Below are 26480 nucleotides of genomic sequence, written 5' to 3'. Positions count from 1 at the left end.
AGTACAGCCAGCTGCCGTTCGCCGAGAGCGACTCGCTCAACGCGGCGCGCGAGCGGGCGCTGGCGGCCGACCCGGTCAAGGCGCGGACGTTCACGCGGCTCTTCTTCCGCCACTGGGACTCCTACGTGGAGGACAAACGCCGCCACCTGTTCGTGATCGATGCCAGCGGCGCCGGTTGCCGTGACGTCACCCCTGGCGACCGCGACGCGGCCCCGACGAGCAAGACGTTCGCCGTGGCCGACGACCACTGTTTCAGCCCCGATTCACGGCACCTCGTGTTCACCGCCGTGCCGGCGACCGGTGAGGCGTGGAGCACCGACCATGACCTGTGCCGCGTGGCGGTCGACGCCCCGACCGTGGACTGGGAGCGGATCACACCCCCCAATCCTGCCGCCGACAATTCCCCGCGCTACAGCCCCGACGGCCGGTGGCTCGCCTGGCGTGCCCAGCGACGGCCCGGGTACGAGGCCGACAAATGGGACGTCGTCGTCGCCGACGCCAATCCCGACGGCACGCTCGCCGGCCCACCGCGAAACCTCACCTCCGCGGTCGACGTTTCGACCGGCGAGATCGCCTGGGCGAGCGACGCGGGGGGGCGGCCAATGGTCGTCTTCCTCCACGAGGTCGACGGCACGGCAGCCCTGGGGCGGGCGTTTCCCGACGGGCGGCCGACCGACGTCGACCGCCGCTGGCCGGGGATGCCGACGGCACTGTCGACGGCAGGGCGCGGGGCGGCGCTGTTGGTCACACGGCTCGACGCGCCGGCGGAGGTCTACACCGTCGCCGCGCTCGACGGCGGCACCGAGGTGCCGCGGGTGCCGGTGAGCCGGGCCAACGAGGCGGCACTTGGCGGCCTGGAGCTACGCCGGCCGCGCGCGCTGCGTGTGCCCGTCGAGGGGGGAGCGACGATGCACATGTGGCTCCTCGAGCCACCGGGATTCGATCCGGCGCGGAAGTGGCCGGTGGCGTACCTCGTCCACGGCGGACCGCAGGGGGCGTGGGAGGATTCCTGGGGCTGGCGCTGGAACGCCCAACTCTGGGCGGCGCGCGGCTACGTGGTCCTGATGCCCAACCCGCGCGGCTCGACCGGATTCGGTCAGGCATTCGTCGACGAGATCACCGGCGACTGGGGGGGGAAGTGCTACCGCGATCTCGTCGCCGGCCTCGACGCCACGGTGGCACTGCCGTTCGTCGATCCCGACCGGATCGCCACCGCCGGGGCGAGCTTCGGTGGCTACATGATGAATTGGTTCGCAGTCAACGACGTCGCCCCCCGGTTCCGCTGCATCGTCAGCCACTGCTCGGTCTGGAACTTCGACAGCATGTGGGGGACGACCGACGAATTGTGGTTCGACGAAAACGACCACGGCGGGCTCCCCTGGGAGCAGCCGGGGCGCTACCGCGAGCTCAGCCCGCATGCCCGCGCCGGCGAGTTGGCGCGGCACAAGACGCCGTTCCTCGTGATCCACAACGACCTCGATTTCCGCTGCCCGGTCGGGCAGGGGCACGAGCTGTTCGCGGCGCTGCAGCGCCAGGGAGTGGAGAGCCGGTTCGTGAACTTCCCCGACGAGGGGCACTGGGTGAACAAGCCGGCCAACGCGCGCCGCTGGCACGAAGAGGTGTTCGGCTGGATCGAGCGCTGGTGCCCGCCCGGCCCGCGGTGACCGCTGCTCAGCCGACGTTGATCCGCCCCGTGCTGTCGCCGAGGCGTTCGGCATGGCAGCCGACGGCGTCGAGCATGCCGAGGAACAGGTTGGTCAGCGGCGTGTCGGTCGGGTGGACGACGTGGACCCCCTGCTTGACCGCTCCCCCGGCACCGCCGGCGAGGAGGATCGGCAGGTCGTTGTGGTTGTGGCGGTTGCCGTCGCCGATGCCGCTGCCGTAGAGCAGCATCGAGTGGTCGAGGAGCGTGCCGTCCCCTTCCTGGACCGCGTCGAGCCGCCGCAGCAGGTAGGCGAGCTGCTCGACGTGGAAGTAGTTGATCCGCCGGATCTTGTCCTGCTTGCCGGGATCGTTGCCGTGGTGGGAGAGGTCGTGGTGCCCCTCGGGCACGCCCATGAAGGCGTAGCTGCGGTTGCTCCCCTCGTTGGCGAACACGAACGTCGACACGCGCGTGGCGTCGGTCTGGAACGACAGCACCAGGAGGTCGCCGAGGAGGCGGATGTGGTCCTGGTAGCTGTCGGGAACGCCTTCGGGGCGGGCCATCCCCAGCGCCGTCTCGCTCGCCGCGCTGGCGGCCGCCTCGATCCGCCGCTCGACCTCGCGGACGGCGCTGAAATACTCGTCGAGCTTGCGGCGGTCGGCCCCGCCAACGCGGCGTTCGAGGGCCTTGGCCTCGTCCTGGACGAAGTCGAGGATCGAGAGCTCGTGCTGCTCGCGCCGGGCGCGGGCCTCGGCCGACTCGCCGGGGCGGCCGCCGGCGAACAGGCGCTCGAAGATCAACCGCGGGTTGCTCTCCTTGGGCACCGACTGCGTCTCGTTGCGCCAGGCGATGTTGGCCGAGTAGACGCAGCTGTAGCCGGAGTCACAGCTCCCCGACTGACCGCCCCCCTCGGTGCCGATCTCGAGCGACGGAAAGCGCGTCCGCTTGCCGAGATGGTGGGCGGCGAGCTGATCGATCGAGACGCCGGCGCGGATATCGGCACCGGCGGTCTTGCGGGCCTGCGTGCCGGTGAGGAACGTCGCCAGGGCACGGGCATGGTCGCCAGGGCCGTCGCCGTTGGCCTTGGCCTTGTCGTGGGCCAGACCGGTGTGGATCGAGAACTTCCCCCGCAGGTCGGAAAGCGGCTCGAGGATGCACGACAGGGGAAAGTCGCCCCCCGTCGTCGCCGGGGTCCAGTCCTGCATGTGGACGCCGTTGGGGACGTAGAGAAACGCCATCCGCACAGGGGCCCCGGCACCGGTAGCCGCTGCCGAGGCTGGCCGCATGCAGTCGAGGAGGGGGAGGGCGAGCGACGTCCCCAGCCCGCGGAGCACCGTTCGACGGGACAGGACCGGGAGGCTCATGGCAGGACTCCGGCGGGACACGGGCAGGGGAACGGGCGGCGGCAAAAGTCTACCAGTCTCCGCTCACCGATTCCTCATCGGCTCTCCACCCCTTCACGCTGGCGGAAAGCGGGGCTGGTGACGATTTCGGCGACCAGGGCCGAGAACCGGTCGCCGCCGGCAGCGGTCCCGGCGGCGATCCGCTCGACGGCACAGGCGTCGTACCACTCGAGACCCCGGCCGAGGGCGTAGGTGAGGAGCTTTTCGGCCAGGCAGCGGCGGAACTCGTCCTGCCGGGCGAGGAGGATCCCGCGCAGCTCCGCCGGACCGGTGAACCGGCTGCCGTCGGGGGTTTCACCGCCGGCGTCGATCGCCACCCCGGCGTCTTCGGTACGCCAGTGTCCGATGGCGTCGTAGTTCTCGAGGCCGAAGCCGAGCGGGTCCATGAGCTTGTGGCACGACGCGCAGGACGGATCGGCGCGGTGCTGCTCCATCCGCTGGCGAAGCGTGCCGGTGAGCTGGGCGCCGGCGTCCTTGAGCTCGGGGACGTTCGGCGGCGGCGCGGGCGGGGGCGCGGCGAACAAGTTCTCGAGGATCCACTTGCCGCGCTTCACGGGGCTGGTGCGCGTCGGGTTGCTGGTGACGGCGAGGATGCTCGCCTGGCCGAGGAGCCCCCCGCGCGTGCCCCGGTCGACGGCCACCGTGCGAAACTCCCCGCCGGCGATCCCCTCGATGCCGTAGTGCCGCGCGAGCCGCTCGTCGAGGATCGACCAGTCGGCGTCGAGGAACTCGACGACGCTCCGGTCTTCGCGGACGATCCGCCAGAAGAACTCCTCCGTCTCGCGGCGCATCGAGCGCCGCAGGTCGTCGTCGAACCCCGGAAAGCGGACGCGGTCGGGGGAAAACGTGTCGAGGGAGCGCAGTTGGAGCCACTGCCCGGCGAAATTGTCGACCAGGGCCCGGGCCTTGTCGTCGGCGAGCATCCGCCGCGCCTGGGCGACGAGCTGCTCGGGGGTGTGAACCTCGCCGCGGTGGGCGGCTGCGAGGAGCTCGCGGTCGGGCATGCTGCTCCAGAGGAAGTACGACAGCCGGCTGGCCAGCTCGTAGTCGTCGAGGTCGCGCACCGCGCCCGGCGGCGGATCCTTCTCGATGCGGAACAGGAACGACGGGCTGACGAGGACCGCCGCCAGGGCCACCTGCATCGCCCGCTCGATCGATTCGCCGCGGTCGCGGGCGCCGTCGTAGACCGCCACGATCCGCTCCAGCTCCGCCTCAGCGGCCGGCCGCCGGTAGGCCCGCGACACGACCGGGAGCAGGATCTTCCGCGCCCGTTCACGCTGCGCGTCGCGGTCGGCGGCGGGATCGACCGGCACGCTGAAGAACCGGCGGTGGGGCTCGGGGAGCGGATCGGGAAGGGTGCCGATCGGACCGATGACGGTGATCGCGCCGACGTGGAGGTTGCGGTCGCGGCGGCGCGGGTCGGGGGCCTCGGGGTTGTAGTAGTCGTTGAGGAACGCGGCGGCGACACGGTGCTCGCCCCGTTCGACACGCCGTGTCACCTCGTAGTCGCGCGGCTTCCGCGCCGTGGCCCGGACCTCGAACGTCTCGACATCGCCGCCGTCGAGGCGGAGGGCCATCTTCACCGGTTCGTCGCCGGCCTGGTCCCCCCAGGCGTGGACGCGGAGGATGTAGTCTCCCGTGCCGTCAAAGCGCAGCGTCTCGCCGATCTCGCCGTGCGAGGGAAGCACGCCCCCCTTCGCCGTCTGCTGGGGCGCCGCGTCGACGTCGCCCGAGGCGATCGATGCCTTGGCGACACGCTCCGCCGCCTGCAGCGCCCGCTCGAGGAGGACGGGGGGCATCGAAAGGACGTCGCCGATGCTGTCGAAGCCGTAGCCGACGTCGTCGCTGGGAAACTCGGCGGCGGGGTGGATGTCGATGCCGAGCAGGTCGCGGATCGTGTTGTCGTACTCGGCGCGGTTGAGCCGGCGGAGCGTGACCCTCCCGGGCCGCTCGCCACGCGAGCAGTCGGGGCGGAGCGCGGCCTCGCGGATCCAGGCTTCGAGAAGCGCCCGCTCGTCGGCGGTGGGCTGCGCCGCGTCGGCCGGCGGCATCACGCTACCCTGCAGTTGCCGGAGAACCTTCTGCCACGCCCCTCGGTCGGTCGAGTTGGCCAGTTCGGCCCGCCTGGTGTCGAGCTGCATCCCGCCGTCGGCGTTGTCGCCGGTGTGGCAGTCGAAGCAGTACCGCTCGAGGAGCGGGCGGACGGCGGCGAAGTCCGGGGAATCACCCCTTCCACGGACCGGGACGACGAAGGCGAGGGCGACGAGGGCACACTGCACCACGGTCGATCGGCCCGCCGGCTGCCGGGGCATGAGGGTGTTCCTGCGGCACGATCCACCGCGGCCATCCCGCGGCTTCCGCCTTCATTCTAGCTCCAAGGCGGCGACGAACTCCTCCAATTCGCGCCGTGCCGTCGCCGCCTGCTCGGCGAACCGGGAGATCTCACCGCGCAGCGTCTCGATGCGCGTTTCCTGCTCCTCGAATTTCTTGACGTAGCGGACATACAGCTCGCTGCCGCGCTCGAGCCGCTCCATGTTGCCGCGGATCCGCGCCTGCTCCTCGCCGATCGCGGCGATCTCCTGCTGGCGGGATTGCTGCTCGCGGTCGAGCTCGGCGAGCGCCTGGCGGCGGCGGATCACCTCGGCGAGCGCCTCGCGGATCCGGGGCGACGTCTTCGCGGCCCGGGCGTAGACCAGGAGCAGATCCTCGCCGAGGCCGGTCACGGCGAAGCTCTCCTCGAGCGGCATCTCCTCGACGACCGTCAGCTCCGCCGCGCCCGCCGCGGGGACGGCGACGGCGAACCGGTGGCGGTCGCGGGTCGTTTCGGCGGGGCGCGGGGAGACGACGTTCCAGCCGGATTCGAGCGGATGCTCGACGAGGAGGTTCACCGGTTCGGCGCCGTCGTTGGTGATCGCGAATGATTTCGCCCGCGCCAGTTTCCGCGTCACCGCCAGCGTGCCACGGACCAGCCTGACGCGCGTGATCTCCTCGGGGCGCCCCTCGAGTCGGGGCGCGACCTCGACGTCGAGCGCGACGGCGTAGCTGAGGAGCCGCTCGGCGCCGGCGGCGAGGTCGTCGATCCGGGCATCGCCGGCGTAGGCGGCCTGGTCGTAGACCGTGATCGGGCCCTGCATCAGGTCGAGCGCGGTGGTGTTTTTCAGCCGCACTCCCGCCAACGGATGCTTCGCCAGCACACGCTCGTCGTAGATCGCCAGCCGCTCCACGGCCACCTCCTCGGCGACGATCGGCAACAGCGCCGACCGCTGCCGCTGCAGCGACACCGGCTCCGCGACCCGGTAGCGGAACAGGTTCCCGAGGCTCTCGCCGTCGGCGATGCCCTGGACGGAGGCGATGCCGTCGAAATCGGGGGCCGGTGCGGCGGCCTGCACGTATCCCGGCATGCCCCCCATGGCGCGGGCCGCGGGAGCGACGTCGGCCAGCTCTGCTCTGCGCGTCGTCCGCCCGGCCTTCCGCTCCACTTGCTCCGTCTCGGGCGCGGCGGCGAGGTTGCGGCCGTAGAGCTGCGGCGCGAGCGTCGCGTAGAGCTCCGGCTGCACGACGGGGCGGCGGAGGAACAGCGGCTGGTAGAGGTCCATCACGAACGAGATCGGCCGGCCACTGACCAGTTCGACGCGAACGTCCTTCCAGTCGTGGTCGGTGGTGTTCTCGACGATCGCCCACCCCTGGAGGAGTGCCTTGGCGGCCGGGGCCTCGCGCTCGGTGCCGGCGGCACGCTTGCCGTCGCCCCCCTCGCCGAGGACGAGCCGGTAGCTCGTCTTCCACACCGGTGCCTCGTGGACGTAGCCGACGCGCACGCGCCGCGCGCCCTGGCCGCGGAACGACACCTGCACGCTCTTGCGCTCGTTGTCGTGCGCTAGCGCCAGCACGGCCAGCGCCTTCTCCAGCTCCGCTTGGAGCCGTGGGTCGACGAGCTTGATCCGCGTGATCCCTTCCAGCGCCACGGTGCGCAGGCCGTCCTGGGCGAGGATCGTGAGAAACTCCTTCTCGGCCACGGTGCCCTCGGCGTCGGTCGTCTTCCGGACTTCGACGCCGACGATCGTGCCGGCAGCCGGCGCCGCAGCGTCGATCTCGACCATCTCGCCGCGGAGGCGCGACAGCAGCTTGCCGATCGACGGCTGGTCGGTGAGGTCGACGGCGAACGTGCCGAGCGTCTTGATGACCGGGTCGCGCGAGGCGTAGCTCACCGCGGCGGGCGTGCCGCCGTCGAGATCCTCGAGGACGAGGCTCTTGAGAAGGTCGTTGATGCCGTCGGCCTTGAAGCTCATCTCGACCGTCGCGTCGCCGTCGACCCGGCCGGCGTGCTGGAAGTGGCCGACTCCCGAGGTGAACAGGACGATTCGCTCGACGGGCAGTTCCACCTCGGCGGCGGTCGCCGGGACGGCGAGGAGGGCGAGGCAGGAGCCGACCGCGAGCCGGTAGGCACAGGCGCGCATGATGGTTCTCCAGACCGGTGCAGGGGATCCCGAAGTCTAGGACGGGAATCGGGCCGGGGCGTTACGCACCGCCGCCGGTTTCGCGGCGCGGGGCGGCCGGGATGGGGTTTTCCGCTCCGCCGGGCTATCCTCCCCCGCCGCGGGGACTGTGCCCATTCCCGGATCCGCGACGAGGAGCATCCGATGGCCAAGGTCTATTACGTCGGCGACTGGGCCGTCCTCACCGGCCCGTGGTTCGCCGAAAGCCCCTTCCAGAACGCGATGAAGGGGGTCGAGATCTTCAACTACGGCACCTGGCTCAAGGAGGCCCTCGAAGCCGGCGGACACGCTGTCGCGAGCGTGCCGTCGTGGGACTTCTACAAACTCCCCCCCGGGGCCTACGAACGGATCCTCGCCGACCACGACGTCATCGTGTTCAGCGACGTCGAGGGGAAACTGTTCCAGCTGGCGCCCCACTTCTTCGACCGGGAGAAGTTCGGCAAGGCGGTGCTCACGTTCCCCGACCGGATGCGGCTCACGATCGAGGCGGTCCGCGCGGGGAAGGGATTGATGCTCCTCGGCGGTTGGTACTCGTTCACTGGCGAGCAGGGAAAGGGGGGCTGGGGGCGGACGCTGCTCAAGGACGTGATGCCGGTGACCTGCCTCGACCACGAGGACCTCGTCGAGAGCACCGAGGGCTACCATCCGCGGGCGACGGCGGCGGGCACGCGGCGCTTCGCCGGCATCGACCTCGACGGCTGCCCACCGATCCTCGGCTACAACCAGGTCCGGGTGAAGCCCACGGCCGAGCGGCTCATCGACCTCGCCGAGACCGGCGACCCGCTGCTCGTCCTCGGGCGCGAGGGGGCGGGGCGGATCCTCTGCTACACCTCCGACCCGGCGCCCCACTGGGGTTGCAACATCGTCTTTTGGGAGCACTACGCGCGCTTCTTTTCGCGGGCGCTGGAACTGGTCGTGCCGGGCGCGGGGACGTAGCGAGAGCGGCGGCGCGGCGGCGGCTCCGTGCCGTCGTCGGCGAGCATCCGCGCGATCCTCCGCCCGGGTGACGAGAGCGCCAGACCGGCGAGGTCGGCGACGCTCACCCAGGCCCTCGGCGGGGCCAGCCTGGTTCGCCGCGCGGCGCGCCTGACGACGACGCGCAGCGTGATCCGATGGTGGGTCACGGTGTAGACGATCCGGCCGATCTCGTGCGGCCGTCCCGGGCGCAGCCCCGCCAGGCCGCTGGCGGGAAGCCGGGGAAAGTCCCACAACCCCTCCCACCATTCGCCGGGCCGTCGCTGCTCGACGAGGACGTGCTCGGCGTGGCGGATCACGAGCGCCGTCTCCTCGCGGACCTCTGCGGCCCGGGGGCGCGGCAGGCGCGGGATCGAGCCGGTCAGCCCGCCGGCGTGGGCTCGGCAGTGACCGAGCAGCGGACAGCGCGTGCAGCGCGGGGCCCGGGGCGTGCAGACGGTCGCCCCGAGGTCCATCAGCGCCTGGTTGAACGCCCCGGCCCCCTGCGGGGGCACGAGCCGCGCCGCCACCTGCCACAGCGGCTCGTCGGCCGCGCCGCCGACCTCCGCCCGGTGTCCGGCGAGGCGTGCGAGAACGCGGCGCGAATTGGCCTCGACGATCGGCGCTGGCTGCCCCAACGCGATCGAGCGGATCGCTCCGGCGGTGTAGCGACCGATCCCGGGGAGGCGGCGCAGCGCCCCGTCGTCCTCCGGCAGGCGGCCGCCGTGCTCGGCGACGACGACCCGCGCCGCCGCGTGCAACTGGCGGGCGCGGCGGTAGTAGCCGAGCCCCTCCCAGGCGCGGAGCACCGCCGACTCTTCGGCGGCGGCCAATGCCGCGACCGTGGGAAAGCTGTCGAGAAACCGCCCGAAGGCGTCGCAGACGCGCTCGACCTGCGTCTGCTGGAGCATCGTCTCACTGACCCAGACGCGGTACGGGTCGGGGGCCCGGCGCCAGGGGAGGTCGCGGGCCGTGCGGGCGTACCAGCGCAGAAGCGCCCGCCGCACCGCGGCGATCGCTCGCGCCTCGAGGCCATCGCCCCCCGCTCGCGCACCGGTCCTTCGCCCCATCGGCCCGCTCCTGCCCCGGCACCGTCGGTCGCCGGGGCGCGGAGTGTAGTCTGGATGGCAGCCGGCCCGCGCTCCGCGCGCCGGGTGCTTCCCCCACGATCGCCCGATGCCCGACGAGTCCCGCAAGCGACGACGCCCCACCGACGGCCTGCGCCTCGCGCGCCGTGACCTGCCCACCGGGCTGGCGTATGAGCTCGTCCACCCGCGCTGCGCCCGCCGACGGCGCGAGGACCTCGAGGAGGTCGAGGCGATGCTCGATGCCGGCGAGGAGGAGATCGCCCGCGAGGAGCTCGTCTGGCTGCTGTCGGAGTGCCCCGATTTCCTCGACGCCCACGTCCACCTCGGCTTGATCGCGCTGGGGGAGGGGGATCTGCGCCTCGCGCGCGGCCACTTCGGCCGCGGCTGCGAACTGGTGTTTCGCGCGCTCGACGCGGCGGGCGAAGCCCGGCCGTTGCCCCACGCGCTCCCCGGCAACCGGCCGTTCTTCGAGGCCGCCAAGGGGCTCGTCCATTGCCTCGTCCGCGGCGGGCGGAAAACGCTCGCGCGCGACACCGTGACCCGGGTCGTCGCCCTCGACCCGGCCGATCCCCTGGCGATCGCCAGGCTGCTCGACGAGCCATCGGGCGATCGGAAAATCACCTGATAGGATGGCCGACGCCATGGACGAACCAGGCCGGTTCATCGTGCTCGAGGGGATCGACGGCGCGGGGAAGTCGTCGCAGCTTCCGGCGCTCGTCGAGTGGCTGCGCCGCACGGGGCGCCGGGTCGTCGCCTGCCGCGACCCCGGGTCGACCGCCACCGGCGACGCGATCCGCCGGATCCTTCTCGACGACACCGGCATCGCCGTCGCGCCGACGGCCGAGATGCTGCTGTACATGGCGGCCCGGGCACAGCTCGTCGCCGAGGTCGTGCGTCCTGCGCTGGCGGCGGGCACGTGGGTCGTGTCGGACAGGTTCCTCCCCGCCAACGTCGTCTACCAGGGGCACGCCGGCGGCCTCGATGCGGAGGTCGTGCGCCGCGTCGGTGCGGTCGCGACCGGCGGCCTCGAGCCCGACCTCGTCGTGCTCCTCGCGATCGACGCCGCCACGGCCCGCGCCCGGCTCACGCGCCCGCTCGACAAGCTCGAGTCGCGCGGCGAGGACTATCGCGCCAGGCTCGTGGCCGGGTACGCCGCGGAAGCCCGTCGCGATCCGGACCGGTTCGCCGTCGTCGACGCCCGGCGGCCACCGGACGCCGTCACCGCCGCCATCCGCTCGGTGATCACGGAGCGGTTCGGCAGCGGCACGGCGGGAGCGGAACGGGCCCGGAGCGGCAGTCCCGTGCCGGAGCGCCAATGAGCTGGCAGGGGATCGAGGGGCACGACGCCGTCGTCGCGCGGCTGGCCGCCGCGGCTACGGCCGGGCGGATCGGCGGCGCGTACCTGTTGGTCGGTCCGGCCGGCATCGGCAAGGAGCGGTTCGCCCTGGCACTGGCCAAGGCTCTCCAGTGCCGGTCGTGCGCGGCCGGGCTCGTGCCCTGCGGCGTCTGCCCGTCGTGCGTGCAGGCCGATGCCGGCAGCCATCCCGACATCGACGTCGTCCGCAAACCGGAGGACAAGGCGACGATTCCGCTCGAGTCGTTGATCGGCGACGACGAGCATCGGATGCGCGACGGCCTCTGCTGGCGCCTGCTCCTCAAGCCGATCGTCGGGCCGCGCCGGGTGGCGATCCTCCTCGACGCCGACCACCTCGCCGTCGAGGGGGCCAACTGCCTGCTGAAGACGCTCGAGGAGCCCCCCCCCGGCGCCGTCGTGATCCTCGTGGGCAGCACGGTCGAACGGCAACTGCCGACGATCCGCTCGCGATGCCAGATCGTCCGGTTCGCCCCGCTCCCCGACGCGACGGTCGCCGCGCTGCTCCGCCGGCTCCGCGACGAGGGGCGCGTGGCCACCGTCGCCGACGAGGTGCTCGCCGAGATCGCCAGCCGCTCCGGGGGCAGCGTCGCCCGGGGTTGCGAGTTGGCCGACCCAGCGCTCGCCGACACCCGGTGCAGGATCGTCGACCTGCTCGGGCGGCGGCCGCTGCCGGGCGTCGAACTGGCGCGTGAGACGCTCGCGGCCGCCGAAGCCGCCGGCAAGGACGCCGCCCCGCGCCGTCAGCGACTCAAGCTCCTCTTCGAGGCCGCGGTCGACTTCTACCGGTCCGCGCTGCGGTCGAGCGTGACGGCCGAGGGCGGGCCGACGCCCGACCTGGCCCGGGCGGTCGCCGCCTGGAACGGCGCCACAGACGAGGCGGCCGCCTGCCTCCAGCACACGCTCGATGCAATCGCGGCGGTCGATCACAACGCCCACCTGCCGACGCTCGTCGATGCCTGGAGCGCCGCGCTCGAAAGCCCCTACTCCGCCCGTCTTGTCTGACCGGCAGATCCGCGCCGTCGGCAAAGTCGTAGTGGATTCTCCCGCCGGGGGTGCCCCGGCCGGCGTGGGCACGGCGGCACGATTCCCGTCGGCCGGATGACGATTTCTCTCGGGGTGGCGGCGGCGGGTGGAGTCAGCGCCGGCGGAGTCCCCTCCCCCCGGTCGGGTTTCTTCGGCATGCGCGTCACGTTTTCCCGTCGCATCGTCGCGTCCGGCGTCTGTGCGGCGCTGGTCGCGCTGGTCGGCGTCGCCTCCCGTGGCCGGGAGCCGACGGCCGAGCCCTTCCTGCGCGATGGTCGCGGGGCGCCCACTGGCACGACCCTCACAGCGCGCTCGGCACTCGTCCCCCTTCCCCATCTCTGGCCGCGCACCACGGGCAGTCTGGCGAGGATGGCGGCGGCGCTGCCGTTCACGACCCCAGCTCCGCGCCCGGCGACCGGCCCGGCGCTCCTCCAGCCCGAACGGCAGACCGCGCCGACCGTCACGCTGCCGGCGGCCCCGGCGCTCCCCGATCAGCCTTCCGCGGCGGCCGGTGCCAGCGCCACGCCGCCGCAGACACCCGCGCCGGCCAGCAGCGCCGCTGCCCGCCCGCGCCGCATCGATCGGGCAGTCCGTGCCGTGCAGTTCGTCAAGCCTGCGGCGGAGCCCAAGGCGGGCGCGCCAACGCCGCTCCCGCTTCCCGGGACCGTCGCCGCCCCCGCCCAGGGTGCCGTCGCCGAGCCGGCCGAGGGAACGCCGCGGCGCGGACCGGTCGCCGCGTGGATCACCGGCGCGCGCGGAGGGCGTGACGGCGTGGCGAGCGCACCGGTGCCAGCGCCGTTGGCGGTCGGCATCCGTCTCGGCGAGCGCCTCCGCGCGGCGGAGCGCACTCTGTCGGACCGCCTCGCCGCGCTGCGAAGCAGCACCGCGACGGAGCCTCGAGTGAGCGACGGCCTCCCCGACCCCGGCGGCTGGCCACGTCCCGTCGCGCTCCACGCGCAGCTCGCTCTCGTCCGCGAGGAAGCCGCCGAGCCGGTCGTCGAATGGGTCGACGACACGCGCTCGTCTCTCGATCTCGTCGCCGCCACGGCCGGCCCCGCCGACGCGCTCGCCGCCGAGCCACTGGCGCTCCTCGGCGAAGCGCCGGCGGCCGGCCTCCGCGTCGCCGACACGCTCTCCGATCCGACCCGGGCGGCGGCACTGCGCCGGGCGGCGCTGGCGGTCTCGCGGCGCGCGACGGTCTGGCGGGCGGCGGCACTGGTGCGCCAGGCGACGGGCCTGGCGCCTGGCGAGGCCGAGCGCTGCGAGGCGGAGACCGAGCGGCTCCTCGACGCCCTCGAACGCTTCGAGGCGACGCAGTCGCCGGTCGACGGCCAGACGGCGAGCCTCGCCCTCGCCACGCTCGCCGGCCTGTCCCACGACGAACCGCGCCGGCTGGCCGCCGCCGCCCGCGACCACTACGCCGCCGCCAACCTCCGCGTCGCCGTCCATCGCAGCCTCGTCGAGCGCCTCCTCCCCGACGCGGAGGTCGACCGCGGCGTGGTCGACGACACGATCCTCGGCCGTCAGGTCCGCGGCCGCCGCACGGTGGAACGGACCACGGGGCTGCGGTTCGTGCCCGATCCCGACGAGCTGTCGTTCGACATCGAGGTCCGCGGCCACGTCGAGTCGCAGACGGTCACCGAGTCCGGGCCGGTGGCGCTCTCGTCGCGCGGCGTCAGCGCGTTCACGGTCCACAAGCCGGTGAAGCTGTCGTCGACCGGGCTCCTGTTCGGTGCCGCGCACGGGGTCGCCAGCAACCGCTCGCAGCTGGCGGGGATCGAGACGAGCTTCGACTCGGTGCCGCTGATGCGCGGGCTGGTGCGGACGATGGCCCGCAACCAGCACGACGACAATCTCCCCGAGGCCAACCGCGAGGTCGTCGACAAGATCGTCTCCCAGGCCTGCCGCGAGGTCGACCGCAAGGCGGAGCAGCAGTTCGTCGACGCCTCGCAGCGGATTCGCGGCAAGGTGTGGACGCCGCTGGTGAAGCTCGGCCTCGAGCCGACGCCGGTGGGGATGGAGACCACGGCCGATCTGGCGACGCTCCGCCTCCGCCTCGCCGCCGCCGGCCAGCTCGCCGCCCACACGCCGCGGCCGCGCGGCCCGGACGACGCCCTGTTCGCCCTCCAACTCCACGAGTCGGCGCTCAACAACGCGTTCGACCGCTTCGGCCTGGCCGGCCGCCGGCTGGCGCTCGAGGACCTGTTCCGTTTGCTGGCCGAGAAGGTGGGGCGTGAGCCGCAGCTTCCCGACGACCTCCCCGAGGGGGTGACGGTGGCATTCGCCGCGAGCCAGCCGCTCCGTGTCGGCTTCCGCGACGGTCTGGTCCACCTGCGGATGGCGCTCGACGCGATCGAGAGCGGCCGCCGCGACTGGTACGACGTCGTCGTCCAGGTCGCCTACCGCCCGCGCGCCGGCGCGATGCAGTTGTTCCTCGACCGCGAGGGACCGGTGCAGCTCTCCGGGCCCGGCCATCAGGGGCGGATCGAGATCGCGCTGCGGACGATCTTCGGGAAAGTGTTTCCGAAGGAGAGGCCGATCGCGCTGGTGCCGCCGCAGGTTCAGGATCATCCGAAGCTCGCCGGGATGCCGGTTGCCCATCTGGCGGTCACCGACGGCTGGCTGGCCTTCGCCCTGGCCTCCCCTCCGACGGCCGCCCCGGCGCCGGCGACGGCCGCGGCACCGCAAGCGACCGACAAGCCGGCGCGGCGGTTGCTCGTGCGCTGACGCTCTGCGGGCCAGCCCGTCAGTTGCAGATCGGCCCCGGCGGCCGACAATCGCGGGCTCCGCCGTTTTCTCACCCCGGGAATCCAGCCGATGGCCAGCTCCGCGACCCGTACCGAATCCGACAGCATGGGCACGATCGAGGTGTCCGCCGACCGCTACTGGGGGGCGCAGACCGAGCGCTCGCGGGAAAACTTCCGCATCGGCGTCGATCGGTTCCGCTGGGGGCGGCCGGTGATCCGGGCGCTGGGGGTCCTCAAGAAGGCGGCGGCGCTGGCCAACGGCGAGCTCGGCCAGCTCCCGACGGCGACGGTGAACCTGATCGTCCGCGCCGCCGACGAGGTGATCGCCGGGAAGCTCGACGACCACTTTCCGCTGGTCGTCTTCCAGACCGGCAGCGGGACGCAGTCGAACATGAACGCCAACGAGGTGATCTCCAACCGGGCGATCGAGATGGCCGGCGGCACGATGGGCTCGAAGAAGCCGGTCCACCCCAATGACGACGTCAACCGCGGCCAGTCGTCGAACGACACCTTCCCGACGGCGATGCACGTCGCCGCGGTCGAGGTGATCCACGGCCGGCTGCTGCCGGCCGTGCGGCAGCTCCGCGATGTCTTCCTCCGCCTCGAGACGCAGCACGCCGACCTGGTCAAGATCGGCCGCACGCACCTCCAGGACGCCACGCCGATCACGCTCGGCCAGGAGATCTCGAGCTGGCGGGCCCAGCTCGACGACCGGATCGCGGTGCTCGAACGGAGCCTGCCCGGGCTCCATTCCCTGGCGATCGGCGGCACGGCGGTCGGCACCGGCCTCAACGCCCACCCGCGCTTCGGCGACGTGGCGGCGGCGTTCATCGCGCGAGAGACCGGCCACCCGTTCGTGTCGGCGGCCAACAAGTTCGCGGCCCTGTCGGCCCACGACGCACTGATCGATTCCAGCGCCGCCGAGCGCGGCCTGGCGATGGCCCTCTACAAGATCGCCAACGACATCCGTTGGCTCGCCAGCGGACCGCGCTGCGGGATCGGCGAGATCACGATCCCGGAGAACGAGCCGGGGAGCTCGATCATGCCGGGCAAGGTCAACCCGACGCAGTGCGAGGCGCTGACGATGGTCTGCGCCCAGGTGTTCGGCAACGACGCGGCCGTCGCCTTCGCCGGTGGGCAGGGCAATTTCCAGCTCAACGTCTACAAGCCGGTGATGATCCACAACGTGCTCGAGAGCGCCGAATTGCTGGCCGACGCCTGCGACTCGATGCGGGTCCACTGCGCCGAAGGGATCGAGCCCAACCTCGCCCGGATCAAACACCACCTCGACGACTCGCTGATGCTCGTCACCGCCCTCAACACCCACATCGGCTACGAGAAGGCGGCCTCGATCGCCAAGAAGGCGCACAAGGAGGGGACGAGCCTGGAAGCCGCCGCGGTCGCACTGGGCTACGTGACTCCCGAGCAGTACCGGCAGTGGGTCGTGCCGGTCGAGATGACGCGGCCGCTGAAGTCGTGAGCCGGCGGCACGCCCGGAGGACGAGCCGCCGCGCGGCACGTGCACGCGTTGGCTCGCCCCCCAGGCGTGTGCCCGTCAGATCGCCGCACCGGCCGTCTCGCCGGTACGGATCCGGACAACCTCGGCGAGGTCGGTGACGAAGATCTTGCCGTCGCCGACCTGGCCGGTCCGCGCCGTCTGGATGATCTTGTTGATCACCGCCTGCGCCTCCTCGTTGCCGACGACGACCTCGATCTTGACCTTGGGGAGGAAGTCGACCGAGTACTCGGCGCCGCGGTAGGTCTCGGTGTGCCCTTTCTGCCGGCCGAAGCCGCGGACCTCGGTGACGGTCATCCCCTTGACGCCGTGGGCGTTGAGGGCGTCCTTCACTTCCTCGAGCTTGAAATGACGGATGATGGCTTCGATCTTCTTCATGGCACCTGCTCCTTGTCTGGTGAGGAACTGCGGCAGCGACGGGCCGGAATACGCGGCGGCCTGTCGATCGCGGCGACGGACCGCCACACCCATGACAGGCAGTTTCCGTGCCGTCCGCCGGCAAATGGATTTCGCCGCGGTTTTGCGTTCCGCCGTAGCCAGGGCGTCACAGCGGTGGAACGAGCCGCTTCCCCGGACGATCCCCACCCACAAAAAACGGCCTGCCTGGCCGGGGGAATGGGCCTGTCGCGCCGCTGAGGCGCCTGTCGCGCCGCGCTGACACCCGGGTTTGCAGCCGCCCGTGGGGCGGCGAAGATGGCGGCCGTCCACGGGGGAACACACCATGACCATCGCTGCGATCGGCCGCTCGACCCCGATCCTGCTCGTGTTGCTCGCGGCCACCCGCCTGATCGTCGCCGCCGAGCCGAACTACGACGAGACCGCCGTCCGCACGTACACGCTGCCGCCGGTCCTCGCCGGCGCCGATGGCAGCCTCGCGACGAACGCCGAGACCTGGAAGACAGGCGCACGGCCGCACCAGTTGCGGATCCTGGAGCAGCATGTCTACGGCCATCGCCTGCCGGCGGTGCCGGTCGAGCCGGTCGGCGCCGTGGAGCGGGCCGACATCGTCCTTCCCGACGGCACGTCCGCCCGCCGGATCCAGGCCCGGCTGCGTCTCGGCCCCGGCGACGCCGCCAAGGTCGTCGACGTCCTCCTCTACCTGCCGAAGCTCGACGCGCGCGTAACGCTGTTCCTCGGCCTCAACTTCCGCGGCAACCATGCGGAGACGACCGACCCCGCCGTCCGCCTGTCCACCGCCTGGATCCCCGCCGACAAGGACGGCGGTGTGGAGGACAACCGCGCCACCGAGAAGTCGCGCGGCAGCCAGGCACGCCGCTTCCCCGTGGCGGCGATGGTGAAGCGCGGCTACGGCCTGGCGACCGCCTACTGCGGCGACATCTTCCCCGACCGCGCCGACGGCCGCCCCGACAGCGTGATGCTGTCGCTCGGCCGGCCGACGACCGGCCCCCTGCCCCCCGACGAACCGGGGGCGATTGGCGCCTGGGCGTGGGGCCTGTCGCGGATCCTCGACTGGCTCGTGACGCTCCCGGAGGTCGACCCGGCCAAGGTGATCGTCATCGGCCACTCCCGCCTGGGGAAGACGGCGCTGTGGGCCGGTGCCTGCGACGAGCGGTTCGCGATGGTGGTCTCCAACAATTCAGGCTGCGGCGGGGCGGCGCTCGAACGGCGCAATTTCGGCGAGACGGTGGCAGTGATCACGCAGCGCTTCCCCCACTGGTTCGCGCCGCGGTTCGCCCACTACGCCGACCGCGAGACCGAGATGCCCTGCGACCAGCACACGCTCCTGGCGATGACGGCCCCCCGGCCGCTCGCCGTCGCCAGCGCCGTCGAAGACCGCTGGGCCGATCCGCGCGGCGAGTTCCTCGCCGCGGTCGCCGCCGAGCCGGCCTGGTCGCTGTTCGGCCTCACGGGGCTCGGCACCGCGGAGTACCCGCCGCTCGACACCCCGATCGGCCGGCGCGTCGGCTACCACGTGCGCAGCGGCGGCCACGACCTGCTCGAGGAGGACTGGCAGCGCTTCGCCGACCTCGCCGACCGCGAGGTGCTCGGCAGACGGCGCGACGACGCGATCGGCTTCACACCGGTCCAGGAACCGCTCCCCGTGGCCGCGCCGCCCGGCGCGATCGTGGTCGTCCCCGCCGATCCGACGGCGCCCGGCGCACCGGCGCCGGCGCTGGTGGGAATGGCCGGGGGGCCGATCGACTGGAAGCTCGCCGACGGAGCGTTGATGGTGGGAACGTCGGCCGGGCACGCCAACCACGTCCACTCCGTCGCCGAGTTCGAGGACGCCGACATCCACGCCGAGTTCATGACCGATCCCAAGGCCCACGGCAACAGCGGCCTCTACATCCACGGCCACTTCGAGATGCAGATCTACGACTCCCACGGCGTCGAGCCGCCGACCGACCAGGACGAGGGGAGCTTGTACCGCTTCGCGCGGCCGCTGGTGAACGCCGCCCGTCCCACCGGCCAGTGGCAGGTTTACGACATCCGCTTCGTCGCCCCGCGCCGCGACGCCTCCGGCAAGGTCACTCGCGCCGGCACGATCACCGCCTGGCTCAACGGCCGCAAGGTGCAGGACGGCGTCGAGTTCACGCTGCCGCGCTCCCCCTACATCCCCTACCGCCACGGTGTCACCGACCACCTGCGCGCAGTCGAGAAGCGCCTGCTCGCGACCGGCGCCGGGCCGCTGTTTCTCCAGGACCACGGCAGCCCGACGCGCTACCGCAACGTCTGGATCCTGCCGCGGCCGCGCGCCGCCGACGGGGTGCCGCGCTGACGCAGGCCGGAAGTGCGTTGAGTTTCCGGGCGGCGCGGCCTACCATCTGCCCGGGTCCGGGGACGTTTGCCGGCCACGCTTGGCACAGAGGGGGGAACAGCGATGAAGCGGATCGTCGACGCGGCGCTCGGCGGCGCGGTGCCCGGCCGGCAGGTGCGCCGCCGCGGGTTTCTCGGGGCGTCGGCTGCGGCCGCGGCCGCCCCCTACGTGATCACCTCGCGGGCCCTCGGCGACGCGAAGACGCCACCGGCCAGCGACCGGATCGTGATCGGGGGGATCGGGATCGGCAACATGGGCTCGGGTGACCAGGGGGCGTTCCTCGGTCGCCCCGACGTCCAGTACGTCGCCGTCTGCGACGTGCGCAAGACGTTCCGCGAGAAGGGGAAGGAGCGCGTCGACCAGCGCTACGGCACCCCCGACTGCGCCGCCTACGTCGACTTCCGCGACCTGCTCGCCCGCGACGACATCGACGCGGTGCACATCGCCACCCCCGACCACTGGCACGCGATCATGACGATCGCCGCCTGCCGCGCCGGCAAGGACGTCTACCTCCAAAAACCGGAGACGCTCACCCTCCGCGAGGGCCCACTGATGATCGCCGCGGCGCGGCGCTACGGCCGGGTCGTCTCGGGGGGCAGCCAGCGTGTGTTCGACGACTACCACGACATCGTCGATCCGTGCTGGGCCGGCGAGATCGGCGCGATCCGGTCGCTCGACATCTCCGTCGGCGGCCCGTCGCAGGCCTGCTATCTCCCCGCGCAGGACACCCCGCCCGACATCGACTGGGACCTGTGGCTCGGGCCCGCCCCCTGGGAGCCCTATCACCCCGGCCGCTGCGACGGCAACTTCGGGACCGGCGGCAACAGCTGGCGAAGCTACGTCGACTACTCGGGCGGCAGCCTCACCGACTGGGGAGCCCACCACTTCGGCGGCGCGATCTTCGCTGCCGACCTCCGCGAACTGCAGCCCGAGAAGGTCACCTACCACCCGCGCTCGGCCGACGGCCGCGACGCGGCCTACGTGTCGCTCACCTATCCCAATGGCGTCGAGATCCACCACAACCGCCCGCAAGCCCTTCGGCCGCAGGCCAGCGTCGCCCACGGTGGCGCGATCCAGATCGTCGGCGACGGCACGCCACGGGCTCCCAAGGCGGTGCCCGGTTACCGTGGCCAGGGGGGGATCTACGGCGACTTCATCGACTGCGTGAAGACGCGCCAGCGCCCGTTCCGCGACATCGAACTGGCCGTCAACACGATGACCGCGCCACACCTGGTGGCGATCGCCTACCGGCTCGAACGGTCGCTGGTCTGGGATCGCGCCGCGGAGCGCTTCCGTGACGACGCCGGGGCCGACCGGCTCGTCGACCGGGCGCGGCGCGAGCCGTGGATCGTCTGAGACCGTCGCCGGCGCCGTTTCTGCTCCCCGCCCGACATTCCCCGGAGGACTTCCGATGGCCTTCGATTCCAGCCGTCTCGATGCAGCGCTGGCGGCGCTGACGGCATTCGACTGGGGCGCCGATCCCGGCCCCCTGGCGACGATCGACGAAGCGGTCGTCGCCACCCACGGCGGAGAGGCGCTGCGGGCCGACCTCGAACGGCGCCTGCTCGGCGTGCTCGCCGGCACTGCGTCGCGGGCGGCCAAGGAATACGTCTGCAGGCGCCTGGCCGTGATCGGCTCGGCGGCGAGCGTGCCCGGACTGGCCAGGCTCCTCGACGATCCGCACCAGTCGCACATGGCCCGGTTCGCGCTGGAGCGGATCGATGCCCCCGAGGCCGGCGCGGCCCTCCGCGCGGCGCTGGCGACGACCACGGGCCAGCGACGGATCGGCGTCGTCTCGTCGCTGGTCGGCCGTGGCGACGCCGGCTGCGTGCCGTTGTTGGCCGACTTGCTCAACGCCGAACCGGCGCTGGCGATCGCCGCTGCCGAGGGGCTGGGGCGGTTGGCCTCGCCGGAGGCCGCCGCCGCGCTGGCGGCGGCAAAGCCCGGACCTGCCGACGCGGCGATCCTCGACGCCCGCCTCGCCTGTGCCGACGCATTTCTCGCGCGCGGCGAGCGGACGCAGGCACGCGGCATCTACGACGCGATCGCCGCCGGGGTCGGCCCGACGCCGACCAGCCACCGCGACCGGGCCCTGCGGATCGCCGCCACGCGCGGCCGGCTCGCCTGCCTCGACCGCACCTGAGTTTCACCGGCGCTTCCCGTCGTTCCCCCGCTTTCCGGAGGCATCCCGATGCCGCTGCTGGTTTCCCTTCGTGGTCGGATCGCCGTCGCGGCCGTCGTCGCCGGGGCCTGGGCGGCGGTCGCCCCCATGGCGGCGTGGGCCGACGAGGCCTTCGCTGCCGTCGCCGAATTGGTGCGCTCCACCGACCCCGATCTCCGCGCCGTCGGCCTCGAGCGCGTCCGCGACGGCTTGCGCGGCGAGGCCGCCAGCATCCGCCTCGCCGAGACGCTGCTTCCGGGCCTGGAGGCGGCGTGTCAGCCGGCGCTGCTGGCGGCGCTGGCGGACCGCGGCGACCCGGCCGCGCTGCCGGGGGTCAGGAGCCTGGCCGAAGCCGCCTCCGACCCCGCGATCCGGGCCGGGGCGCTCGTCACGGTGGCGGCACTGGCGGGGGGCGACGACGTGCCGCTGCTCGTCGGCCGGCTCGGTGCCGGTGGTCCCGAGGCCGATGCCGCGCGGCGCGGTCTGCTTCTCGTCGACGGGCCCGGAGCGACCGCGGCACTGTTGGCCGCAGCCCGCGGAGCGCCGCGCGACACGCGGCTGGCATTGATCGAGATCCTCGCCGCCCGGCGGGTGACGGCGGCCGCGCCCGATCTGGCCGGCGACGCCTCCGGTGACGACGAGGCGCTGCGCGGTGCGGCGCTGCGCGCCCTCGGCCAGCTCGGCACGGCGGCGGAGGTCCCCACGATGGTCCGGGGCCTGCTCCGCAGCACTGCCGGGCAGCAGCGCGACGAGGCGGAGCGGGCGCTGGTCGCGGTGTGCACGGCCGGACGCGACCGCCAGCGGGCCGCGGAGGCGTTCCTCGGCCAGTTCGCCGGCGCCGTGCCCGACGCCCGGCGGCAGCTGGTGGGAGTCCTCGGCCGCATCGGCGGTCCGGAGGCCCGGGGCGTCGTCGATCGCCTCCTCGCCGACCCGGCGCAGCGGGCGGTCGGGCTGGAAGCGCTGTCGCGCTGGCCCGACGCCACCGTCAAGGACCGGCTCCTCGAGCTGCTCGCGGCCACCGGCGACGAGAAGGAGCGCGACGTGCTCCTCGGGACGCTGATCCGCATCGCGCCGCTCCCCAACAACACCCTCGACGACAAACAGAAGCTCGAGTTGCTGCGGCGGACGATGGACCTCTGCCGGCGCGACGAGGACCGGCGCCGCGTGCTGGAGCGAGCCAACGCGATCCGCACCGTCGACACCCTGCGATTCGTGGTGCCCTACCTCGACCAGCCCGCGCTCGCCGAATCCGCCTGCCTGAGCGTGGTCGAGCTGGCCCACCACCAGCAGCTGCGCGACGGCAACAAGGAGGAGTTCACCAAGGCCCTCGACCGGGTGATCGCGACGACCACCAACGCCGAGCTCGTCGAGCGTTGCAACCGCTACAAGGAAGGGCGCACCTGGAACCGCAAGGCTCCCGGCGGCTGAGCGCGGTCGCCGGAAGGCGGAGTGCCCCCGCGCCTGCCGACGGTCAGCCCGGTGGCCCAGCCGCCGGCCGGCGGAACGACGCCCCGTCGAGGCCGTGCGCCTTCAAGAGGCGGTACAGCGTGCCGCGCGGCAGCCGGGCCTCGCGTGCCGCGGCGGCGACGTCGCCGACGTGGCGCGACAGCAATTCGACGAGGAACTGCCGCTCGAACCGGGCGACGTGCTCGGCACGCTGCGCGAAGAATCCCGTCGCTCCCTCCGGCTCGGCACCGCGACCGGCCGCGGCGACGAGCTCGTCGGGGAGGTCGTCGACGCCGGCCAGCGGCCCCGTCGCCATCGCCACGGCGCGGCGGATGACGTTGGACAGCTCCCGGACGTTACCCGGCCAGGAGTAGCTCCGGAGCACCTGGTAGGCGTCGGCCGACAGCCCCGGCACCGGCCGCCCCGCCTCGTGGGCGGCGCGGCTGGCGAAGGCCTCGGCCAAGAGGCCGATGTCGTCGCCGCGCGCCCGGAGCGGCGGCAGGTCGACGCGGACGACGTTGATCCGGAAGAAGAGATCCCGGCGGAACTGGCCGCGCTCGACCATCGCGTCGAGCGGCCGTGACGTCGCCGCGACCACGCGGACGTCGACCGCGGTCTCCTGCCGCGCGCCGACCCGGCGGACGCGCCGTTCCTGGAGCACGCGGAGCAGCTTGGCCTGGAGCGCCGGCGGCAGCTCCCCGACCTCGTCGAGGAGCAGCGTGCCGCCGTCGGCGCACTCCACCAGGCCAATCCGCCGCGCGTCGGCGCCGGTGAACGCCCCGCGCTCGTGGCCGAACAACTCGCTCTCGAGGAGCGTGTCGGGGATCGCCCCGCAGTCGACCGGCACGAACGGACCGGCCGCCCGCCGGCTGCGTCTGTGGATCGCGCGGGCCACCAGTTCCTTGCCGGTGCCGGTCTCGCCGCTGACGAGGACGTCGATCGAACTGGCGGCGACGCGCTCGATGAGGGCATACACCTGCCGCATCGGCGCGCTTTCGCCGATGAACTCCTCGAACGAATAGGGACGCTCGACCGCACGGCGCAGCGTTTCGCCCCTCGCCTGGCGGCGTGCCGCCTCCCGGAGGCGCCCCAGCGCCCCCTCGAGCTCGGCATCGACACGGGCCAATTCGAGATAATCGGTGGCTCCCGCCTGGAGACACTTCCGCGCCGTCGCCACCGCCGGCTCGGAATCGATGACCACCACCGGGAGTTGGGGATCGGCCGCACGCACGCTCTCCAGCAACCGCGCCGCGGGGAGGGCGTCGCGGGCCGTGACGACCGCGAGATCCCACGAATCGCGCGCCACCGCCTCCAGCGCGGCATCGACGTTCGTCTCGATCCGCAGCTCGAGGGGCTGGAGCCGGGCGACCAGACGGGCGTAGGGGAGCGCCGCCGGCCCCGCTGCGTCGATGACGATGATCCGCGGCTGGCGCATGGCGGGAACGGGGAGAAACCGCACCGGCCCGCCGACGTTTGCCCGAGTGCGGCGGCGCGGAGCGCGGCCAAGTGTATCCCCTCGGCGAGCGCCACCGCGGTCTGGCCTGGCTCCTGCTGGTCCCCCGGGATCCCCGGGAGACGCCGGAGCGGCGCCGCACCCTCTGGTACATTCAAGCCATCGTCCGGCGCGGGCCGGACGCCCGTTTCCGGAGATCCCGCCCGATGCCGCTCGATCCCTACTCGCCCTGCCCCGGAGGGACGGGCAAGAAGCTCAAGTTCTGCTGTGCCGAGCTCGTCGGCGACCTCGAGCAGATCGAGCGTCTCGTCGAGGGAGACCAGCTCGCGGCGGCACGCGAGCGGGTCCGCGCGCTCGATGCCGACCACCCCGGGCGTGCCTGCCTGCTGGCGGCAAGGACACGGCTCGATCTGGCGGCGCGCGACTTCGCCGGCGCCGCCGCCGCCAGCCGGGCGTTTCTCGAAGCCCATCCCGAGAATCCCGTCGCCCTCGGCTACGCCGCGATCAGCGCCGCCATCGCCGGTGCCTCTCCCGAAGCGGCGGCGCTGTTCGATCGGGCCCGCGAGGCCGCCGGCAAGGAGCCCCCCACCGATCTCGTCCGGATCGCGGCCACCCTCGTGCAGGCCATGGCCCAGGCGGGCCACCCCGGCTGCGCGCAGTCGATCGTCGAGTGGCTCGAGGAAACCGGCCTGGGCAGTGCCGAAGATCGGCGGATGCTGGCGATGGTGGTCGGCAGTGCCGGCGTGCCGCCCGCGCTCCGCGCGCGGATGCCGCTGGCGCCGACTCCCGCCGACTCGCCGTGGCGGTTCGAGTTCGACACCGCGCTCAAGGCGGCCCAGGACTGGCGGCTCGGCAAGGCGCTGACCACGTTCCGCAGCCTCCGGGGCGTGGCCACCGACCATCCGGCCGTGTTCACCAACGTCGCCATCCTCTGTGAGGCGCTGGCCCGGCCCTACGAGGCCGCCGAGGCCTGGCTTTCGGTCGCCAAGCTTCCGGGTGGCGACGGCGACGCGGCCGTCGAGGCGACCGGCCGGGCGATCGCCCTGGAGACCGAGGCCAATCCGGAGCGGTCGCCGACGATCCGACTGGAGCGTTGGGCCGCCGAACTGTCGCGCGAGGGGTGCCCCGACCTCGACCTTCTCGAGGACCGGATCCGTCACGACGGCCACTGCGAGCCGGCGGCCGTCGATCGCACGGAGTGGGTCTCGCGCGGTGCGGCACCACCCCGGTCGGTGTGGCGCGTGTTCGACGCGGCCGCGGCCGGCGCGCCGTCGCGGCTCCTGGGGACGCTGATGATCTTCGGGCGGCAGACCGACCGCGAGGCCGAGGCCGTTCTCCAGGGATTCGCCCCCGACCTCGCCGCCGCCGCGCCCGCGGTCCAGGCACTGCTCGGCTGCACGTTCACGCCGCGCAACCCCGAAGGCGTTTCCTTGCCGGTGGTCAGCCCGACGACGTGGCTGGTCGCCGCGCAGTACCGGGTCGTGCCCCCGGCGACGCCGCCGGCCGCACCGGCGCCCGGCGCGCCGACGGTGTTCGAGACGCTGGTCGCCGAGCAGCGCGAGGCGGCGTGGAACCGACTGGTCAGCCTCTGGCCCGACACCCCCCTCCCCGAACTACTCGGCCGCATCCCGCGCGAAGCGCTGGCCGATGCCGAGGGGCGGCGGCGGGTGGAAGCCCTGGTCAGCGAGGGCGAGGCGACGGCGCGGCGCGGCGACGCTGCCGGCGCCTGGAGCCGGATCCGCGCGGTGCTCGGCCTGCCCGTGCCCTCCGAGATCGCCGCCGACGGGTCGTTCGTCGACGTGCCGCCGGCCCGTTGGCACCGGCTGCGCCTCGCCGACATGCCGCTCGACGACCTGCGGGGCTTGCTGTTCACCGCCGCCGACGCCGGCTTCGAGCAGGCCACCGAGCGGGCCGCGACGGCGCTCGCCGCCCGCCCCGACGCGGCTCCCGAAGACCGCTGGGAGGCCCTCAGCATCCTCGAGGAGCGCACACCGTCGACCGTCGGCCGCCTGGAACTCCTCGGCGAACTGCGCGCCATCGCCCGCCAATTGTCGATGGGCGACGGGATGCTCGACGTCGCCGAGCTGCGCGTCCGGATCGAGCGTGGCGATCAGACCGAGGTCGTGCGCCTCCTCGACCACCTGCGGCGCGATCATGGCAGCGACCAGCGCGTGCTCGGGGCCCTCGCGGAGGTGCTGATGGAGGCGGGGGTCGACATCCCCGGCATGGCCGCCGGCCGGCCACCGGCCCCGGGGCGCCGCCCGGCGCCAGCGGCTCCGCCCGCCGCGGCCCAGGCACCTGCCGCTGCCACCGGCATCTGGACCCCCGGCGGCGAGGCGGCCGCCGCGCCGGGAGAGAAGAAGAAAATCTGGACGCCCGGGTGATGGGCTTCTCGCCCTT

The 26480-nt window shown here is 73.1% G+C and carries 18 protein-coding genes; 12 read left to right on the top strand and 6 right to left on the bottom strand.

Features of this window, described 5'->3' with window-relative positions; all coding sequences use genetic code 11:
- Window positions 1-1664, top strand: a 1664-nt coding sequence (locus tag FJ309_07020; GenBank protein ID MBM3954349.1) for a S9 family peptidase, incomplete at its 5' end; no start/stop codon positions are given.
- 7 nt (window positions 1665-1671) lie between these two features.
- Here FJ309_07020 and FJ309_07015 read toward each other — a convergent pair.
- From FJ309_07015 to FJ309_07005, 3 genes are all read right to left on the bottom strand, one after another.
- On the bottom strand, window positions 1672-3006 hold the full coding sequence (locus tag FJ309_07015) for a DUF1552 domain-containing protein (protein MBM3954348.1): 1335 nt from the start codon (window positions 3004-3006) through the stop codon (window positions 1672-1674).
- A 74-nt stretch (window positions 3007-3080) separates the two neighbouring features.
- A complete protein-coding gene (locus FJ309_07010; protein ID MBM3954347.1) occupies window positions 3081-5357 on the bottom strand; it encodes a DUF1592 domain-containing protein in 2277 nt (758 codons plus the stop codon).
- A 51-nt stretch (window positions 5358-5408) separates the two neighbouring features.
- Window positions 5409-7499: a hypothetical protein gene (locus FJ309_07005; protein MBM3954346.1), complete on the bottom strand. Its 2091-nt coding sequence runs from the start codon at window positions 7497-7499 to the stop codon at window positions 5409-5411.
- 183 nt (window positions 7500-7682) lie between these two features.
- Between FJ309_07005 and FJ309_07000 the strand changes: the two genes are divergently transcribed.
- Window positions 7683-8474, top strand: coding sequence for a hypothetical protein (locus FJ309_07000; GenBank protein ID MBM3954345.1), 792 nt, complete (start codon window positions 7683-7685; stop codon window positions 8472-8474).
- On the opposite strand, the gene mutY is transcribed toward FJ309_07000, so the two are convergent.
- The gene (mutY, locus tag FJ309_06995; protein ID MBM3954344.1) at window positions 8417-9562 is read right to left on the bottom strand and encodes an A/G-specific adenine glycosylase; all 1146 of its coding nucleotides are present in this window, start codon (window positions 9560-9562) and stop codon (window positions 8417-8419) included. The two genes, FJ309_07000 and mutY, sit on opposite strands and share 58 nt — an antisense overlap.
- 106 nt (window positions 9563-9668) lie before the next feature.
- On the opposite strand from mutY, the gene FJ309_06990 reads away from it, so the two are divergent.
- From FJ309_06990 to fumC, 5 genes are all read left to right on the top strand, one after another.
- Window positions 9669-10205, top strand: coding sequence for a hypothetical protein (locus tag FJ309_06990; protein MBM3954343.1), 537 nt, complete (start codon window positions 9669-9671; stop codon window positions 10203-10205).
- Between the two features lie 37 nt (window positions 10206-10242).
- The gene (gene tmk / locus FJ309_06985; GenBank protein MBM3954342.1) at window positions 10243-10899 is read left to right on the top strand and encodes a dTMP kinase; all 657 of its coding nucleotides are present in this window, start codon (window positions 10243-10245) and stop codon (window positions 10897-10899) included.
- Window positions 10896-11957: an AAA family ATPase gene (locus FJ309_06980; protein MBM3954341.1), complete on the top strand. Its 1062-nt coding sequence runs from the start codon at window positions 10896-10898 to the stop codon at window positions 11955-11957. The genes tmk and FJ309_06980 overlap by 4 nt, the downstream gene beginning before the upstream one ends.
- Before the next feature lie 96 nt (window positions 11958-12053).
- Window positions 12054-14705, top strand: a complete 2652-nt coding sequence (locus tag FJ309_06975; GenBank protein MBM3954340.1) for a hypothetical protein — start codon at window positions 12054-12056, stop codon at window positions 14703-14705.
- 90 nt (window positions 14706-14795) lie between these two features.
- Window positions 14796-16205, top strand: coding sequence for a class II fumarate hydratase (gene fumC, locus FJ309_06970; GenBank protein MBM3954339.1), 1410 nt, complete (start codon window positions 14796-14798; stop codon window positions 16203-16205).
- Window positions 16206-16280: 75 nt separating this feature from the next.
- On the opposite strand, the gene FJ309_06965 is transcribed toward fumC, so the two are convergent.
- Window positions 16281-16619, bottom strand: a complete 339-nt coding sequence (locus FJ309_06965) for a P-II family nitrogen regulator (protein MBM3954338.1) — start codon at window positions 16617-16619, stop codon at window positions 16281-16283.
- A gap of 343 nt (window positions 16620-16962) precedes the next feature.
- Here FJ309_06965 and FJ309_06960 point away from each other — a divergent pair, with 343 nt between their 5' ends.
- From FJ309_06960 to FJ309_06945, 4 genes are all read left to right on the top strand, one after another.
- Window positions 16963-18981: a DUF1080 domain-containing protein gene (locus FJ309_06960; GenBank protein MBM3954337.1), complete on the top strand. Its 2019-nt coding sequence runs from the start codon at window positions 16963-16965 to the stop codon at window positions 18979-18981.
- Window positions 18982-19083: 102 nt separating this feature from the next.
- Complete coding sequence (locus FJ309_06955; protein ID MBM3954336.1) at window positions 19084-20376, top strand: Gfo/Idh/MocA family oxidoreductase; 1293 nt, start codon at window positions 19084-19086, stop codon at window positions 20374-20376.
- 55 nt (window positions 20377-20431) lie between these two features.
- Window positions 20432-21163: a hypothetical protein gene (locus tag FJ309_06950; GenBank protein ID MBM3954335.1), complete on the top strand. Its 732-nt coding sequence runs from the start codon at window positions 20432-20434 to the stop codon at window positions 21161-21163.
- A 48-nt stretch (window positions 21164-21211) separates the two neighbouring features.
- Window positions 21212-22609, top strand: coding sequence for a hypothetical protein (locus tag FJ309_06945; protein MBM3954334.1), 1398 nt, complete (start codon window positions 21212-21214; stop codon window positions 22607-22609).
- Window positions 22610-22652: 43 nt separating this feature from the next.
- Here the strand turns inward: FJ309_06945 and FJ309_06940 are convergent, their stop codons facing one another.
- Window positions 22653-24062, bottom strand: coding sequence for a sigma-54-dependent Fis family transcriptional regulator (locus FJ309_06940; GenBank protein MBM3954333.1), 1410 nt, complete (start codon window positions 24060-24062; stop codon window positions 22653-22655).
- 224 nt (window positions 24063-24286) lie between these two features.
- Here FJ309_06940 and FJ309_06935 point away from each other — a divergent pair, with 224 nt between their 5' ends.
- The gene (locus FJ309_06935; GenBank protein ID MBM3954332.1) at window positions 24287-26464 is read left to right on the top strand and encodes a hypothetical protein; all 2178 of its coding nucleotides are present in this window, start codon (window positions 24287-24289) and stop codon (window positions 26462-26464) included.
- The last annotated feature ends 16 nt before the right edge of the window (window positions 26465-26480 follow it).

It is taken from the genome of Planctomycetota bacterium, assembly GCA_016872555.1.
Taxonomy (GTDB): Bacteria; Planctomycetota; Planctomycetia; order Pirellulales; family UBA1268; genus F1-20-MAGs016.
Note: the sequence above shows the minus strand (reverse complement) of the source record. Positions and strands in the feature narration are given on the sequence as shown.

Bases quoted from the DNA above. Each gene is read 5' to 3' on its own strand.
- FJ309_07015 (MBM3954348.1), bottom strand. From the start codon at position 3,006: ATGAGCCTCCCGGTCCTGTCCCGTCGAACGGTGCTCCGCGGGCTGGGG.
- FJ309_07010 (MBM3954347.1), bottom strand. From the start codon at position 5,357: ATGCCCCGGCAGCCGGCGGGCCGATCGACCGTGGTGCAGTGTGCCCTC.
- FJ309_07005 (MBM3954346.1), bottom strand. From the start codon at position 7,499: ATGCGCGCCTGTGCCTACCGGCTCGCGGTCGGCTCCTGCCTCGCCCTC.
- FJ309_07000 (MBM3954345.1), top strand. From the start codon at position 7,683: ATGGCCAAGGTCTATTACGTCGGCGACTGGGCCGTCCTCACCGGCCCG.
- mutY (MBM3954344.1), bottom strand. From the start codon at position 9,562: ATGGGGCGAAGGACCGGTGCGCGAGCGGGGGGCGATGGCCTCGAGGCG.
- FJ309_06990 (MBM3954343.1), top strand. From the start codon at position 9,669: ATGCCCGACGAGTCCCGCAAGCGACGACGCCCCACCGACGGCCTGCGC.
- FJ309_06980 (MBM3954341.1), top strand. From the start codon at position 10,896: ATGAGCTGGCAGGGGATCGAGGGGCACGACGCCGTCGTCGCGCGGCTG.
- FJ309_06975 (MBM3954340.1), top strand. From the start codon at position 12,054: ATGACGATTTCTCTCGGGGTGGCGGCGGCGGGTGGAGTCAGCGCCGGC.
- fumC (MBM3954339.1), top strand. From the start codon at position 14,796: ATGGCCAGCTCCGCGACCCGTACCGAATCCGACAGCATGGGCACGATC.
- FJ309_06965 (MBM3954338.1), bottom strand. From the start codon at position 16,619: ATGAAGAAGATCGAAGCCATCATCCGTCATTTCAAGCTCGAGGAAGTG.
- FJ309_06960 (MBM3954337.1), top strand. From the start codon at position 16,963: ATGACCATCGCTGCGATCGGCCGCTCGACCCCGATCCTGCTCGTGTTG.
- FJ309_06955 (MBM3954336.1), top strand. From the start codon at position 19,084: ATGAAGCGGATCGTCGACGCGGCGCTCGGCGGCGCGGTGCCCGGCCGG.
- FJ309_06950 (MBM3954335.1), top strand. From the start codon at position 20,432: ATGGCCTTCGATTCCAGCCGTCTCGATGCAGCGCTGGCGGCGCTGACG.
- FJ309_06945 (MBM3954334.1), top strand. From the start codon at position 21,212: ATGCCGCTGCTGGTTTCCCTTCGTGGTCGGATCGCCGTCGCGGCCGTC.
- FJ309_06940 (MBM3954333.1), bottom strand. From the start codon at position 24,062: ATGCGCCAGCCGCGGATCATCGTCATCGACGCAGCGGGGCCGGCGGCG.
- FJ309_06935 (MBM3954332.1), top strand. From the start codon at position 24,287: ATGCCGCTCGATCCCTACTCGCCCTGCCCCGGAGGGACGGGCAAGAAG.